This is a genomic window from Marinomonas piezotolerans (assembly GCF_003362755.1).
Taxonomy (GTDB): domain Bacteria; phylum Pseudomonadota; class Gammaproteobacteria; order Pseudomonadales; family Marinomonadaceae; genus Marinomonas; species Marinomonas piezotolerans.
This window is the reverse complement of record NZ_QKRA01000004.1, coordinates 140,309-155,791: the sequence shown is the minus strand read 5'-3', so window position 1 is coordinate 155,791 and position 15,483 is coordinate 140,309. Positions and strand designations below refer to the sequence as shown.

The window sequence follows — 15,483 nt, the reverse complement described above, 5'->3', positions numbered from 1 at the left end:
TTACAACCTTTGGCTACGGCGTGCAGTAGGCGCTAACCAATCTAACTTGCTAAGTAATTCAAGATCTATGCATTCCTTACCTGTAACGATGGCCTCAATTGCCGCATCAGACAGTAATTCCGATAGTTCACCTAGTAAGCCTTCAGTCATACTTAAAAGCTTCAATGCAATCGCTTTATCTGACAAATTAGAAGGGTTCTTAAGAGGTAGAACAGACTCAAAGCTAGCAAGCAAGCGCCTGTAATCTGTGGTGTACTCCCACTTCGCTAATAAAATAGGTTTAAATCGATTATCAAGCTGTGGGTCTGTTTTCAACGCTCGCAGCGCATCTTTTGTTCCTAGTCCGACAATTGGAATTTTGAGCTCATTACCTAGGTTTCTTAATACACTAAGAAATACACGCTGTTTTTCTAGGTTACCGGCTAATATCGAGTGTATTTCATCGATGATAAGCATCTGTACATTACATGCTCGAACTAAATGAACTACTTGATGATGTTTCTTTTCTGCAGAATCAGAGGGGCGATAAGGTGCGAATATTTTATCTAGTATATTACTGTATAATCGAGACTCACTTGGCACTGGTGGCGCTTGAATAGATAATACAGGGATGACTACTCCTTCATTATTATCTTTTTCATAAGCTTTATGCATGCTAGAGAAACGGTCAGCGATCATAGTTTTGCCAGAGTTACTGTCGCCAACAATTAAGAGGTTAGGCATCCTGTGACGCTTTGGATAAATCAGTAAATCATCTAACTTATTCAGAATGTCTTTAGCTTTCGGATACCCAATCCAGCGAGGCGAGCGAATCCAATCAATCCGAGTATCATTATCGAGAGTCACATAATCTTTAGCTAGTGAACCAAGGTGGGGATATAAATCTATTATCGGCTCACTCATACCCTGCAACCTCATCAATTTCATCAAATGGCAAGATTATGTCTTCTTCTTTATCATCCAAGATAAGGTCTGGCACTTTTTGTCTTACGGCTTTAGGCATATCATTTTCAACATGTTTAGTGACCTTAACCGCCTTATTAACGTTATCCTTACGTCTTGCTTGCGCCCTTCGAGCTTTCTTGGTTTTCTCCGTAGCATCTTTCTCAATGCTTCTCATTTTTTCAATTGACGAAAAAATGACATCTTCGTTGATAGTCGCCAATCCTTGTTCTTTTAAATGCTTATCTGCCGCTCTCAACTCCCACAAACTGGCAGCTGGAAATGAATTGTTTCGATACGGTATCTCAAAGTATGTTTCTAACTGGGGATCAAAGAACCAAATTACGCTGATATCGCGAGGATCTCGACGAATAATAAATTTTCTTTTTTGCTTACTCTTATTATCGACTGTGGCATGAACCCACACACGTATGACATCACTGAAATAGAAAACCTTATCAAGTTCAATCCCATAGGACTGGACTGTTCTTTCGTAATATGGAAGAAAGTTAAGCCTTAAAGTGAATTCATCTTTCACTCTTGGGGGTAAACCAGAACCCTTATGGCGTTTGCTACCAAAGATCCCTTCTTCATATTTTGCAAGTGGTGTGCAATTGATCTCAGAATGAATATCGTGATGATACGCCTGCACTTGATTGGCAAACCACGATTCAAATTCCTTCAAAGTAAAGACCGACTCTTTACTTGAGTCATAGCCTTCTCTTTCTCTTGTATTTGAAAATGTTGTTCCAGGGAGGTTATGAATTTTCTTAGCGAACGTGCCAAGTAGTCGCTCTATATGCCCACCAAAGTGCGGCCTTGCAACTGGACGCCACTCCATATTAACACCATAGATGTCACAAGCTTTCGTGACCATTTTTCCTCGAAATTCTTTGGCATTATCAGCATGCACTGTTCTTGGTAGCCCCCAACATGGCCACTCAGCATCAATATCATGTTCAGCTAACCAAGTATCTTTCGGTAAAATACTGTGAGCAAGGCAACTACCAACACTTGCAGCAGAAGGTGGGTCGAATGAAATATAAAAACCTGAAACCATACGACTATAAACATCTATCGCTAGAGTGATCCAAGGCTTAGTTAAAGGTAATCGATAGTCTTCATCAACCACAATGATATCTAATTGTGTATGGTCAATTTGAATAACTGACAGAGGTGTATCGGCATGAGGAAACGCACCAGCATTAACATGCAATTCCCGATGAGCCTTTTGAGAGCTCTCACGACGAACAACTTTCAACTTTCTATCAATTTGATTAATACGATTTCTAACTGTGTTGATATGAGGAGAGGTTAGACCTGCATTTCTGCACTGCCGCTTAATCTCTGTGTAAACGTGCGGAACCGATTTTCGTTGTTTTGTTAGATACTCTTCTTCAAGAGTGGCCGCTATAATTGCTTCTAACTGAGGATCCAGTTTTAGCACACCGCGATTCTTGTTCTGTGTTTTAGGCATCAAACTTGTTATTTGATCTGAGTTTTCGTAGTCACGTATCCATTTGTACAAAGTATTTATGTGGTACCCATGCTCAGTAGCCACTTTTCTCACATCATCAGCCGTTCTACCTCGAAGTCCAATCAATGGACGAATGATTTTTAAGCGCTGTTTTGCTATATCCCAAGCTTTATCTTGGATCGTATCGAGTAATGGGCCTGTTTTCTTAATATGAGGTGCTTCTAGCTCAATTTCAGAAGTTCTAAGTTTCTTGATTTCTCCGGTCAACTCATTCTCGGAAAGAACATGGGATAAATCGATTACCTGTAAAATTAAGTAAGGCACTCCCTCATGGAATATATTGCTTCCTTGACTTAGTGTTATAGCAGCACTTTTTTTAACCATATCAACTAGGCCTCCACCCAAACAGTAGCTGACATAGTAAGGGGAATTGAAAGGTCTGTCCTTATTTGCCTCGTTGCAATCAAAGTCCAAAGTACCGTTATCAATTCCGCCTGTTTCCATTTATCAAAGAAAACAGATCGAACCAGCTCTTCAATGGAACAATTCGACAGTTTCTGTAATGTTTCAACAAGCAGCTCTGAATACTGCTCATCTTGCTCTAAATGCATATAAGGAAGAAGAAAGCGAATGTTTTCAAGATAAGGGGTACGTATCTCTTTCTCAGTAACGACTTTGAAGCGCATACCATTCTGATTGGCATGACGAATAGCAGCCTTGAACTTTGGCTTCAAGATGTCCCAATTTTGCTTAATGTCATTTCGATATTTTACTTCAAACAGAATATTATCGACTGAAGGAAAAATAGAAGAGCCATGGCGATACTCCACCAGCACATCAGGTGTATACGATCGACTCTTGCCTTCTGCGTTTTGAAAATCAACTTTCACAGGTTGAACATCAAAACTAAGCACATCACTATCAAACTCAAGAAGGGATAAAAAATCGCGCTCTAACGTAGACTCAAAAAAGCCTGCTTCTGACTTTTTAGAAGCTGCGATACCCGTTAAGTTACGGTAATTTTTTGGTATTTTACGTACAGGCATATACTTCCATAATCCATGTGCACAGTTTGATGTAAATTCAAAGCCATTACACCGCTTTGATGTACGCCAATACAGTATTATGATGGAAAAAATGTTAGAAACACGCCTATTATTACAATCATGCTATGTATCTGTCACTTAGGTACAGAACCACCTCCAACCAATGCGGCGGCTGAGCTGGAGTGATGCGGGCTGCGAAACGGGCGTTCGGACCAATGCCAATCTACGCCCATTTTGCGACCGGATACGGATTGCACCGCCGCGACTTCCAGCGCTTCGGATTCGATCATCTGCGGCATGATACCTGGGAGACGCGATGCCAACATGGTTTTTCCGGTACCAGGCGGGCCAATAAACAATAGATTGTGCGCGCCCGCAGCAGCGACTTCCAACGCTCGTCGCGCTTGGTACTGACCTTTGACATCAGCCATGTCCCGTAGATTATGTGGCTGAGTCATTGCTTTGGGGGCACTCGAACACAACTCTAATTTACTAAGATCCAATAACGCTGCAGTCACTTGCGTTAGATGCCGCGCATGAAAAACGTCATGATCGACTAAGCCCGCTTCATTCGCGTTATCAGAAGGGCATACCATTTTTCGAGTGGATTGTTTTGCCGCCATCGCAGAAGGAAGTACCCCAGGTACCCCCCGCAGATCACCCGATAAAGCCAATTCTCCAACAAATTCAAAGTCCCCTAGTTGACGCTCACCTAATTGACCTGACGCCATCAAGATGCTGATGGCAATGGCCAAGTCATAACGCCCTCCTTCTTTAGGAAGGTCTGCTGGCGCGAGGTTGATGGTAATGCGACGTAGGGGAAATTCAAATTGACTGTTAATGATCGCACTGCGTACGCGATCTTTGGCTTCTCGAACGGCAGCTTCGGGTAACCCTACAATATTAAGAGCAGGAAGCCCATTCGATATGTGGGTTTCAACGGTCACTAATGGTGCCGACACGCCAACACGAGCACGGCTATAAACGGTTGCGAGGCTCATCATCACTCCTTGATGCGGTTAGCTCTTCCTTGTGAAGACGTTGTGTGAAGGGCAAGCGAGACTGACTCTTCACACAACGACTAGGGTTTTGCTTTATGGGTTGAGAATGAACTCAACATGACGCGCCTGGTCTCCCATCAAGGCACGATATAGCTGATGAACTTGTTCAGCGTTATAGCTGGATACACTGTGACTCGCGTCGAACAGCGTTGCTTTCGAACGATTGAACATATCAGCCGTCGCCATGATCATCAAACGCCCGTCTGACGCGACAGCCTCATCAAACTCGTTGCGATGTTTAACTAACGCGGCATCAATCTCTGACATGTCTATCGGTTGTCTCGCGCGCACAAGGATTTGTTGATTAACGGCATTAATAGCGTCATCAACTTCGTCTGGCGCAGCACTAAAATCGACCCGCAGTTGCACTGTGTTATTGAGACGACTTCCCCCAATAAAGTCCGCGGATATAGCGTAGGTAAGCCCCTGATCTTCACGAATTACTGAAGTTAGCTGGCTTGATAACTGTTTGGCTTCCGCTTTCAACAAGGACAAGTTAACCCAAGGATAGTCCTCGGCATCTACCTCATACATCAAAGTGATAAACGTGGCTTCGCCGCCAACGCCGTCCCCCACAATCCGCTCAGATTTTTGTAGTTTAGGGTAATCGACCGTCGAATGATAATCTGCCGACTGATTGGAAATATTTGCGATGTATTGCGTCAAATATCGTTCTAATTCAGCGGGTTCCAAATCTCCGACGATATACATTTTATAGTTTTGTGCGCCCGCGAAGTACTGATGGTAGATCGACTCAATATCTTGTTTACTAACGTTTTCTATATCTTGTTCCGTCAAGCGACGTAAACGAGTATCGTCATGGTACATCGCCTGCTCTACGCGTCGATCAAACTCATCTCGATTACCAGAAGCTTGGCGTTGAATATAAGAAAGCGCGCTTCGTTTATGATGTTCTAAAACATGCTCATTAACTTGCGCTTCCGCAAGTGCTGCATGGGCAAGGCGGAACATCGACTTTATCTGATTGGACGGCCCTGCAAGTTGCAGTTCACGCGTAAAATACGTGAAATAAGGGTTAATCGTAATGCTTCGCTCATTTAACCAATGACTTAATGCTTCACCGTCTAGGTTACCTAAGCCACTGGCAGCCATCACTGATAACGCTAAACGCGCTGAAATGGCTTCATCATCACCTAGCGCATCGAGACCGCCTAACCCTACAAACTGGATATCCACCCAATCAGCGTTCCCTTTATGGCGTGAATACATCACTTCCATGCCGTTTGATAAACGGAATACCTTTATACCACTGGGTAGGGTTTCCTGTGACAAAATTTGACCAGGTTGTTTGGTAACGGTCCACGCTTCTTTTTTGCCTACAAAGCCCATTGGAACGGCTACTTTTTGGGGCCAGCGACTCCAATCACGCAGTTGCTGATCGGTTGGTGTGGCAGCCGAAGGCGTTTGCACAAGCGTAATACGTGGCGTAAACGCCAACACATCCGATGCGAGAGCTTGGCTCTGCTCAGGCGTGAAGGCAGGTAGGGCCTTCTCCAAATATTCAAGATACTGCTTATGCCCTTTCAGTAAGTCTCCATATAAAAGACTATCAACCGCAAGATCAGCGAGGTATTTTGCACTGTCTAAATTATTACGCTCATTACTTAATACCGACTCACGCCAGCGATCTAGCTCATCTTGAGTTAATCCATATTGAGCCATTCTCGCCCATTCACGCGCCAATAAAGACAGTGCTTGCTGCATCGCATCTGTGTCGCCCACCGCCTCAAGTACTAAACTCCCCAAATGGCGATGGCTAATATGACGACCATAGTACGCAAATAGATCCATCGTCATTTGCTCTTGATTGGCCACACGATCTAATCGCTGCTGCAATACATCAAATATCGCTCCCAACATTTCTATTCGATACAAGTCGTCTTCGGAATCGATCAACCAATCGTCACTGAATCCTTCCAACATCACATACGAACCGGTTAAATCGGGAGCGGTCAGCTTCAATATGGATGGCTGCGGAACAACCATCACATCATCCGCGGGTTGATAGGCGCTTTCAGGGGCAGACCAAGAAGAAAATGCATCATTGATCTGCTGTTTAAGAGTGGGTAAATCTACATCACCAGCGACCACTAAAAATGCGTTATCTGGCCGATAGTGTGTTTGATAAAAATCCGATAATTGTTGCGGGGTGGCATGTGAGATGACCTCCATATCACCAATCGCTAACTGCTCACGCCAAGGGTGCTCAGAGAGATTCGCTTTGAAAAGGATGTCGTCGGCTTTTTCCGTATTTTCTCGATAACGCCACTCAGCCTCGATGACTGCTTTTTCTTGTTCAACTTCCTGCGCATCAAAATGTGTTTGAGACGCAATGTGCGCAAAAGCCTTCACGCCTTTCTCTAATCGTTCCGGTGCTGTGCCATTAAACTGCAGATAGTATCGAGTATGATCAAACGTCGTGTATGCGTTGGCATGGGACTGATGCTCAACTCCTAGCCCATACAACCATGCATCAATGGGGTTATTACCAGAGCCATCTCGTTGTTCGAACGCCATGTGTTCGACAAAATGAGCCAACCCTGCTTGATCTGGTCGCTCATCTTCACTGCCCGCTTTCACCACCAATTCCATCCGAACCTCATTATTCGATTCGGAATTGCGGTTCGGCCATATCAGCACTTCCATGCCATTAGCCAATGTATAGCGTTCATAGGGCGTGGTATCTTCAGGGGTCGTAGCACACCCTGTCATAAGAGTTGTCGTGGCGAGCGCCACCCAAAATCCTTTTGCCATCATCTATCCTTAATTAATAACTTGCCGCCCCCTTTACCTTGAATCTAGGTGGCGAACTTTCCTTTAAAACACAGTATCTATATTCAATGCTCTAATCACCCCAGATCACTTTTCACCGAGATAAGCAATCCAACCGTCAGAGAGGCACGTAAATTGAATCAAGAGGAGCCATTACATGAAAAAGATCAATCCAAATAAACTTTATCTATCTAAGTGGACGTCAGCCACGCCCAAAAATAAAGAAAAGCACTTTATAGTCACGCAACTTCTTCGCAACGAAGAAAACGAGGTAGTAGATATTACCCTAGAAGCCATTCACAGCAAAAAAGAATATCAGCTGCCATGGCAAACGTTACGAGAAGATCATTGGCTGCAAGGTTGGAAATAAGCGTAACGCTTATTTCTCTGACTCTTCCAACTCCGCTAAACGTGCTTCAAGCTGAATCAGCTTTTCACGATACTTTTGCAACATCGCAGCTTGCACTTCAAATTCTTCACGCGTGACCAGATCCATTTTTGTTAACGTATCCTTTGCCACTTGGTGCAACTGCGTTTGAATTTCTTCCGCTGGTAATTTACCTAAGGTTGTCGCGGCTTGCTCTAACCCTGTTCCCAGCTGCTTGATAAATTGATCAATCATAATGACGCATCCTCACTCATTTGTTTCGATCATTATAAAAGCCATCATTACAATTGTCTGTACGCAATCCTGCCCCATTTCAGAACAGGCGAAACGCCACTTTTAAGTGCAGAACGCCAACCCAATACCCCAAAAATCACAAAACAGCACGCTTATCACTTCCAACTCCCACCAAAAACATCCTATAAAACATAGAAAAAACAATGCAATAGAACAGTAGGCAGCAACACATACCATGTTAAGTATGTGTGACGCACCATTTCAGAACATATGCACCATGCATTCTCTCTGTAATATCTCTATTAATAATAAGCAAAAAATATGGTGTTCAAGGCGACTCCCTTTATTTATAAGGGCTGGCGCTGTTTGAAACGCTATTTTTTACAAAGTGGCACACTCCTTGAATATAGCTAAATACCTGCGATACGACACTAGACAGACTTAACTAAGGAGACTGTGGGTATGAAGCTTATTACAGCCATCATCAAGCCATTCAAACTGGATGATGTTCGCGAAGCACTTTCTGAAATCGGTGTACAAGGTATTACCGTGACAGAAGTTAAAGGCTTCGGACGTCAAAAAGGTCACACAGAACTATACCGCGGTGCGGAATACGTTGTGGACTTTCTACCAAAAGTAAAAATTGAGCTAGCCATTGCAGACGATATGTCTGACCAAGTAGTCGAAGCCATCTCTAACGCTGCCAATACAGGCAAAATCGGCGACGGTAAAATCTTCATCGTTAATCTTGAACAAGCGGTCCGTATTCGTACCGGCGAGACTGGGGAAGACGCAGTTTAATTACTGCTCGAATCTTACAAGCCTTTAGGGGGGCGAAACATGCAAGATCAAATTTTTCACTTACAATATGCCATGGACACCTTCTACTTTTTGGTGTGTGGCGCACTGGTTATGTGGATGGCAGCGGGCTTCGCGATGTTGGAAGCTGGCCTTGTTCGTGCCAAAAACACGACTGAAATATTAACTAAGAACGTCGCACTGTTTGCGATCTCTTGTATCATGTACCTAGTATGCGGTTACGCAATCATGTACGGCGGCACTTGGTTCCTATCCGGTATTCAAGATGTAGATGTTTCTTCTACACTGACCGACTTTGCTGGTCGTGAAGGCGGCTTCGAAGGCGGCTCTATCTACTCAGGCGCGTCAGACTTCTTCTTCCAAGTCGTATTCGTTGCAACCGCAATGTCTATCGTCTCTGGTGCAGTAGCTGAACGTATGAAGCTTTGGGCATTCCTTGCATTCGCTGTCGTTATGACGGGTCTGATCTACCCATTAGAGGGTTCTTGGACTTGGGGTGGCAACGACGTATTCGGTATGTTCAACCTTGGCGACATGGGCTTCTCTGACTTCGCGGGTTCAGGCATCGTACACATGGCTGGTGCTGCTGCAGCGCTTGCAGGTGTCCTAGTCCTAGGTGCTCGTAAAGGCAAATACGGTCCTAACGGTGAAGTGCGCGCTATCCCTGGTGCTAACCTACCTCTAGCAACGCTAGGTACATTCATCCTTTGGATGGGTTGGTTCGGTTTCAACGGTGGTTCTGTACTGAAACTTGGCGATATCGCTAACGCAAACTCTGTTGCAATGGTATTTCTAAATACTAACGCTGCAGCAGCGGGTGGTGCGGTCGGTGCACTAGTACTTGCTCGTATCCTATTCGGTAAAGCTGACCTAACCATGCTACTTAACGGTGCACTAGCAGGTCTTGTTGCCATCACTGCTGAGCCTTCTACGCCTACAGCTCTAGGTGCTACGCTGATCGGTGTTGTCGGTGGTCTGATTGTTGTTGTTTCAATCCTGACACTAGATAAACTGAAAATTGATGATCCAGTGGGTGCGATCTCTGTACACGGTGTCGTCGGTCTTTGGGGTCTACTAGCAGTACCTCTAACTAACGATGGTGCAACATTCGGTGGACAAATCGCAGGCGCACTGACAATCTTTGTTTGGGTATTCGGCGCAAGCTTAGTCACTTGGTTGATCATCAAAGCAGTCATGGGCATCCGTGTCTCTGAAGAAGAAGAGTACGAAGGTGTCGATATGTCTGAATGTGGTATGGAAGCGTACCCAGAATTCAAAAAATAATCGTTAACCTTTAACGTGCTATCCAGAAACCCTGCTTCGGCGGGGTTTTTCTTATTTACGACACAACTAAACTGCAAAATCCCCCCCAAAATACGATATAGTCTGAGTCACTTTTTTCTACATTTTCGGAGATCGCATGCTGGAAGATCTACACCTAAAAATCCGTAACTTAACATTGGATGATTACCCTCAAGTCAAAGAGCTTATGGACCGCGTTTATCATGACATCGGCGGATCCTGGCCCAAGCATACTATCCGTAAATTAATTAAAGACCTTCCTGACGGACAAATCTGTCTTGTCGATCACGACAAGATTGTGGGCATGGCACTCTCAGTAAAAGTGAATTACCAACGCTTTAGTAACCCTCATACTTATGATGATCTGGTTGATCAGCGCGAGCGCATTCATCACGATGAGGATGGCGATGCTCTGTACGGGCTCGATGTTCTAATCGATCCAGATTATCGCGGTTACCGATTAGGGCGACGACTTTATGAAGCACGTAAGGAGCTTTGTCGCCAAGAAAATCTCATCGCAATCTTGGCGGGTGGTCGAATCCCAAACTATTACCAACATTCCGATGACATGACACCAGCAGAGTACTTAGAAGCGGTCGATAAACGTAAAGTCTATGACCCTATTCTGACGTTCCAGCTATCGAATGATTTCCAAGTCACACGACTACTGACCAAATACCTACCTGAAGATGAGAAATCACGCGGTTATGCAACACTGCTAGAATGGAAAAACATATTCTATGAGCCAGAGACTACCGTACTTGAGTATCGTAAAACTCAGGTGCGCATCGGTGCTGTGCAATGGCAAATGCGCGAAGTAAACAGTGTCGAAGAGCTTCTCAAGCAAGTAGAGTATTTCATTGATGCTCTCTCTAGCTACAAAAGTGATTTTGCGTTGTTTCCTGAGTTCTTTAACGCGCCTCTAATGGGGCTGGCTCCGGATCAAACGAATCAGATGGAAGCGATTCGCTTCCTAGCCTCGTTTACAGATCGATTTGTCAATGAAATGTCCCAGTTAGCGGTGAGCTATAATATCAATGTCATCACGGGCTCTATGCCGCTCGTAGAAGACGACATCATGTATAACATCAGCTACTTATGTCGCCGTGATGGTACGATTGAAGAACAGCGTAAGATCCATATCACGCCTCACGAACGACGCGATTGGGTCATTGAAGGGGGTAGCGAAGTTCGCGTGTTTGACACCGATGCAGGACGAGTCGGCATTCTGATTTGTTACGACGTAGAATTTCCCGAACTCGCCCGCCATCTGTCCTCACAAGACATGGATATTCTGTTTGTACCGTTCTGGACAGACACCAAAAACGGTTACCTTCGCGTTCGTAGCTGTGCTCAAGCCCGCGCGATTGAAAACGAATGTTACGTCGTGATTTGCGGCAGCTGTGGCAACCTACCGCAGGTAGAAAACCTTGATGTTCAGTATTCTCAAGGGGCCGTATTTTCACCGTCTGATTTCTCATTCCCGCATGATGCCGTGATGGCCGAAACCACACCCAATACGGAAATGCTGATGTTCTCAGATTTAGATTTGGACAAGCTAAAGTTTGTACGCAGTGAGGGGTCCGTTAACAATTTGAAAGATCGTCGTTTAGATCTTTATAGCATTGACTGGAAAACCAACTAAACCCTACCTATGTGTTCCCAACTAGGTAATCAGTAAGACCCAACAGCGGACGCTGACTCCATCAGCGTCCGCTTTTTCACGAAAGGAACATCTGTTATGGCCAAAGCCAAATCTGCTTTTGTTTGCAATGAATGTGGTGCCGATTACAGTAAATGGCAAGGGCAATGCCAAGCGTGTGGCGCTTGGAACAGCTTACAAGAATTTAAGGTCAGCGCGAGCAAAACCTCTGCGCGCGTCGCGGCGACACAAGATTCCCGCCGCCAAGGGTATGCTGGAGCAAATACGGGCATTCAGGACCTTTCGGAAGTGGACTTAGGTGATGTGCCACGCTTTAGCTCTGGTGCGAGTGAGTTCGACCGAGTACTTGGCGGTGGACTCGTACCTGGTGGTGTCGTTCTTATCGGAGGTCATCCCGGAGCGGGGAAAAGTACATTGCTGCTACAAACCATGTGCTGGCTGGCCCAAAGCCAAACCGCTATGTACATAACAGGTGAAGAGTCGTTACAGCAAGTTGCGATGCGTGCTCAACGGTTAGGTTTACCAACTAAGAATCTAAAAATGCTATCCGAAACAAATGTCGAAGCCATTATGGCAGTGGCTGACCAAGTCAAGCCTAAGGTCATCGTCATTGACTCCATCCAAGTCATGCATTTGGATGGTATCGAGTCGGCTCCTGGAAGCGTATCTCAAGTTCGAGAGAGTGCCGCGGTGCTTACACGCTTTGCAAAACAAACCCAAACCACTGTGTTACTGGTCGGTCACGTCACCAAAGATGGTACCTTAGCAGGTCCAAAAGTATTAGAACACATGGTCGACTGCTCCGTGCTGTTAGAAGGCTCTGAAGACTCTCGCTTTAGAACACTACGGGGCATGAAGAACCGCTTTGGCGCCATCAATGAACTCGGCGTATTCGCTATGTTGGAAAATGGCCTTCGCGAGGTTAAAAACCCAAGTTCAATTTTCCTAAATCGGTCTAGCCACCCGGCAGCAGGTAGCTTAGTGATGGTCGTTTGGGAAGGCACACGGCCTTTGCTTGTTGAACTACAAGCATTGGTCGATGATTCGGCATTAGGCAACCCTCGCCGTGTAACCGTGGGCTTTGATCACAACCGCTTAGCCATGCTACTCGCGGTACTGCACAAGCATGGCGGTTTACTCACAGCCGATCAGGACGTTTACTTAAACGTAGTAGGTGGGGTTAAAGTACTCGAAACATCTGCTGACTTAGCAGCCATCGCGGCGGTTGTATCGAGCTTCCGTGATCAAGTTCTGCCCCATGATTTAGTCGTCTTAGGCGAAGTCGGCTTATCTGGTGAGATACGCCCTGTGCCATCAGGCCAAGAGCGTATCAGCGAAGCTGCTAAACATGGCTTCAAGCGCGCAGTGGTTCCAAAGTCGAATTGCCCGAAGAAACCCATCGAGGGCATGGAGGTGGTGGGAGTTGAGCGGTTATCAGAAGCACTCGAAGCAATATTTGGCTAATGGCTCGGCTTTACAGGGTGATCTAGAGGAGTTGTAAATAGGTCTTGCACCTCCTCTCCTTCCATTCCATACGGTAAGTCGCGTTCTTGATCAGAAAGCAAACGTTCTTGTCTTGCTTTAAGCAAACGCTGCCAACGTGCTTTACACAACTGGATGACTTGCCGACGTTGTACTTCGTTTAGCTCATGCCAATGAAAACGCTCTTCACGACTGCGCAAGCAGCCTTTGCAAAAACCTTTAGCGCTACTTTGACAAACACCTCTACAGGGGCTTTCAATCCGAAACAGCTCAAATTGTTCCATTACCCCTCCGCGGATGCCGTTCGTTAGTCGGTCACTAATTCGTAATCGTAAAACTCTTCTGGTGATAAAAAGTATACGCGCTCAGATGGTGCTGCATTAAGTGTAAACCAATAAAACCGTTCTGGTACGCCCATAGCCAAATAGAAATTAACATAACTGGCATGAACTGGATCCGCTAGATTGACCTCACTCCCCCACTCTTTAGCATCATACCAAGAGTGAACGCCTACTCCAGCCCCTGGGCCAATTGTACGTTTTACGCCCCCGAGAAATAAGTCAACACCACCGGATAACACATATCCCGTACGGGCAATATGTGTATTAAGGCCCAAGCGCCGAATCATGCGAGCACCTTCAATGGTCGCCGCTTGATCTAACGACCCTGGGATATCCACAAGCACCAAATCCGTGACATTTGGGTGGGACTTGATTAGTTGAGTCAGTTGCTGGGGCAGAGAGCTGTCTAATACACCCGATACATAAGCTTGGTCATCTTCCACATAAAACGACAGTTCGCTCTCACCCATTTGCCCACGATTCGAAATGGGCGGACTAGAGGAGCATCCAACCAGAAAGGCTATCGTCACAAGCAACAGCGTCGATGCTCGTCTAAGAGATGTGTTCACCAACAATTAAAAACTCCTTTTACTTGCAGACTCTTCTTCTATGGTGTTTACATTACACTACGACTATTACACAAAATGCCGACAGTTGCCTAACTTCGATGTAATACTGTAGTCATAAGAAGTAATGAACAGAACGAAACAATCATTAGCTCATTCTTCTGTGAAAACACTACTTATAAAAAACTAATTATGCATAAACTGGCCCGTTTGAAACATGCTCCAAATATTTTGAACCAACTAAAGAAACAGTTCGTTCATGAGCATACAACTGTGCAACTCATCAATGCGAATGGCCTATTAGCGCATACCTGTTTTTTCGGAATATTTCTGTACATTGATATGCCAATGCTAGCGCTCGTCAATGTGGTCAGCATTACTATTTGGTTAACGGCCATTATCCTCACCTACAAAGCTTATATCCGTATCAGTGTCGTGATAACCACCATCGAAATAGCTGCCCATGCCACGATTGCAACGATCGCACTTGGTTTGGGTTCTGGCTTCCATCTCTATTTATGGCCTGCAGCGTTGCTGATGTGCATCATACCTGCTCAGTATGGAAAAGTTGCATTTGTTTGCCTTGCCACCATTATAGTACCGCTGCTATTACTAAACCTTTACGCGCCCTATCAATATCCTGAATATGAAGCGCTATATGAATACCTGCATGCGTTTAACCTGTTTAGCGCCGCCGTCCCCTTTATCTTTATTGCATCCGTCATTCGCTTCATCTATCGTCACAATTTCAATAATATCAGCTGGCAAGCAAATCAAGATCAACTAACAGGTTTAATCAACCGACGCCGAGCACTAGAGATCATTGAACTTGCACGAGCCGAGCGACAAACGGTCTGCCTTGCCTTAGGAGACATCGATAAATTTAAGCAAGTTAACGATACATTAGGCCATGCGGCAGGTGACGACGTGCTGGTCAATATCGCTCACTTTAGCCAAGTACAATTAAAAGGTGTCGGCCAATGCTGCCGTTGGGGTGGAGAAGAGTTTTTATTTATTTTTATTGGCCAAAGCTTCCAACGCAGCGTAGACAAGATGGAGGAAGTTTGCGATCAACTACCCAAAAAAGTCGTCATTGACGCCCTTCAGAGACCAATCACCTGTAGCTTTGGCGTCACAGAGATCTTGCCCGAAGAAAGTACAGCCAACGCCTTAGCCCGTGCCGACGAGTTCATGTATCACGCCAAACGAAACGGCCGTGCCCAAGTCATTTCTTCTTTAATATCGCCCACAATTTAACGCTAAGATCAAGGCATTCGTCATCGCCCCGAGCTATGAATCACATTGCCATTCCTATCGCGCAAGATATTCCCATTTTTCATATCTAGCATAGCAATTCTAAAATTCATAT

At 45.2% G+C, this 15,483-nt stretch carries 13 protein-coding genes and 1 pseudogene; 6 read left to right on the top strand and 8 right to left on the bottom strand.

Features of this window, described 5'->3' with window-relative positions; genetic code table 11:
* The 5 genes and pseudogenes from DN730_RS10930 to DN730_RS10910 form a co-directional block, all read right to left on the bottom strand.
* Nucleotides 1-903, bottom strand: a complete 903-nt coding sequence (locus tag DN730_RS10930) for a TniB family NTP-binding protein (RefSeq protein WP_115468177.1) — start codon at nucleotides 901-903, stop codon at nucleotides 1-3.
* Complete coding sequence (locus tag DN730_RS10925; protein ID WP_115468176.1) at nucleotides 896-2,803, bottom strand: Mu transposase C-terminal domain-containing protein; 1,908 nt, start codon at nucleotides 2,801-2,803, stop codon at nucleotides 896-898. The genes DN730_RS10930 and DN730_RS10925 overlap by 8 nt, the downstream gene beginning before the upstream one ends.
* Nucleotides 2,804-2,808: 5 nt before the next feature.
* A complete protein-coding gene (locus DN730_RS10920) occupies nucleotides 2,809-3,465 on the bottom strand; it encodes a TnsA endonuclease N-terminal domain-containing protein (RefSeq protein ID WP_115468175.1) in 657 nt (218 codons plus the stop codon).
* Between the two features lie 137 nt (nucleotides 3,466-3,602).
* A pseudogene (locus DN730_RS10915) lies at nucleotides 3,603-4,466 on the bottom strand (YifB family Mg chelatase-like AAA ATPase); the annotation flags it as partial.
* A gap of 93 nt (nucleotides 4,467-4,559) precedes the next feature.
* Nucleotides 4,560-7,301 carry a M16 family metallopeptidase gene (locus DN730_RS10910; protein ID WP_158541205.1) on the bottom strand — a complete coding sequence of 914 codons (2,742 nt, stop codon included), beginning with the start codon at nucleotides 7,299-7,301 and terminating at the stop codon, nucleotides 4,560-4,562.
* A gap of 175 nt (nucleotides 7,302-7,476) precedes the next feature.
* On the opposite strand from DN730_RS10910, the gene DN730_RS10905 reads away from it, so the two are divergent.
* Nucleotides 7,477-7,689 carry a TIGR02450 family Trp-rich protein gene (locus DN730_RS10905; RefSeq protein ID WP_115468172.1) on the top strand — a complete coding sequence of 71 codons (213 nt, stop codon included), beginning with the start codon at nucleotides 7,477-7,479 and terminating at the stop codon, nucleotides 7,687-7,689.
* A gap of 9 nt (nucleotides 7,690-7,698) precedes the next feature.
* Here the strand turns inward: DN730_RS10905 and DN730_RS10900 are convergent, their stop codons facing one another.
* A complete protein-coding gene (locus DN730_RS10900; RefSeq protein WP_115468171.1) occupies nucleotides 7,699-7,941 on the bottom strand; it encodes an accessory factor UbiK family protein in 243 nt (80 codons plus the stop codon).
* A 462-nt stretch (nucleotides 7,942-8,403) separates the two neighbouring features.
* On the opposite strand from DN730_RS10900, the gene glnK reads away from it, so the two are divergent.
* From glnK to radA, 4 genes are all read left to right on the top strand, one after another.
* Nucleotides 8,404-8,742, top strand: a complete 339-nt coding sequence (gene glnK / locus DN730_RS10895; RefSeq protein WP_115468170.1) for a P-II family nitrogen regulator — start codon at nucleotides 8,404-8,406, stop codon at nucleotides 8,740-8,742.
* A 39-nt stretch (nucleotides 8,743-8,781) separates the two neighbouring features.
* Complete coding sequence (locus DN730_RS10890) at nucleotides 8,782-10,044, top strand: ammonium transporter (RefSeq protein ID WP_115468169.1); 1,263 nt, start codon at nucleotides 8,782-8,784, stop codon at nucleotides 10,042-10,044.
* Nucleotides 10,045-10,180: 136 nt separating this feature from the next.
* A complete protein-coding gene (locus DN730_RS10885) occupies nucleotides 10,181-11,707 on the top strand; it encodes a bifunctional GNAT family N-acetyltransferase/carbon-nitrogen hydrolase family protein (protein WP_115468168.1) in 1,527 nt (508 codons plus the stop codon).
* A gap of 96 nt (nucleotides 11,708-11,803) precedes the next feature.
* Complete coding sequence (radA, locus tag DN730_RS10880) at nucleotides 11,804-13,189, top strand: DNA repair protein RadA (protein WP_115468167.1); 1,386 nt, start codon at nucleotides 11,804-11,806, stop codon at nucleotides 13,187-13,189.
* Here the strand turns inward: radA and DN730_RS10875 are convergent.
* Both DN730_RS10875 and DN730_RS10870 read right to left on the bottom strand, forming a co-directional pair.
* Nucleotides 13,186-13,491 (bottom strand): DUF1289 domain-containing protein, encoded by a 306-nt coding sequence (locus DN730_RS10875; RefSeq protein ID WP_115468166.1) that lies wholly within the window; start codon nucleotides 13,489-13,491, stop codon nucleotides 13,186-13,188. The two genes, radA and DN730_RS10875, sit on opposite strands and share 4 nt — an antisense overlap.
* 23 nt (nucleotides 13,492-13,514) lie before the next feature.
* Nucleotides 13,515-14,117: a COG3904 family protein gene (locus DN730_RS10870; RefSeq protein ID WP_245957949.1), complete on the bottom strand. Its 603-nt coding sequence runs from the start codon at nucleotides 14,115-14,117 to the stop codon at nucleotides 13,515-13,517.
* A 189-nt stretch (nucleotides 14,118-14,306) separates the two neighbouring features.
* Here DN730_RS10870 and DN730_RS10865 point away from each other — a divergent pair, with 189 nt between their 5' ends.
* Complete coding sequence (locus tag DN730_RS10865) at nucleotides 14,307-15,371, top strand: GGDEF domain-containing protein (protein WP_115468165.1); 1,065 nt, start codon at nucleotides 14,307-14,309, stop codon at nucleotides 15,369-15,371.
* Nucleotides 15,372-15,483: the final 112 nt, after the last annotated feature.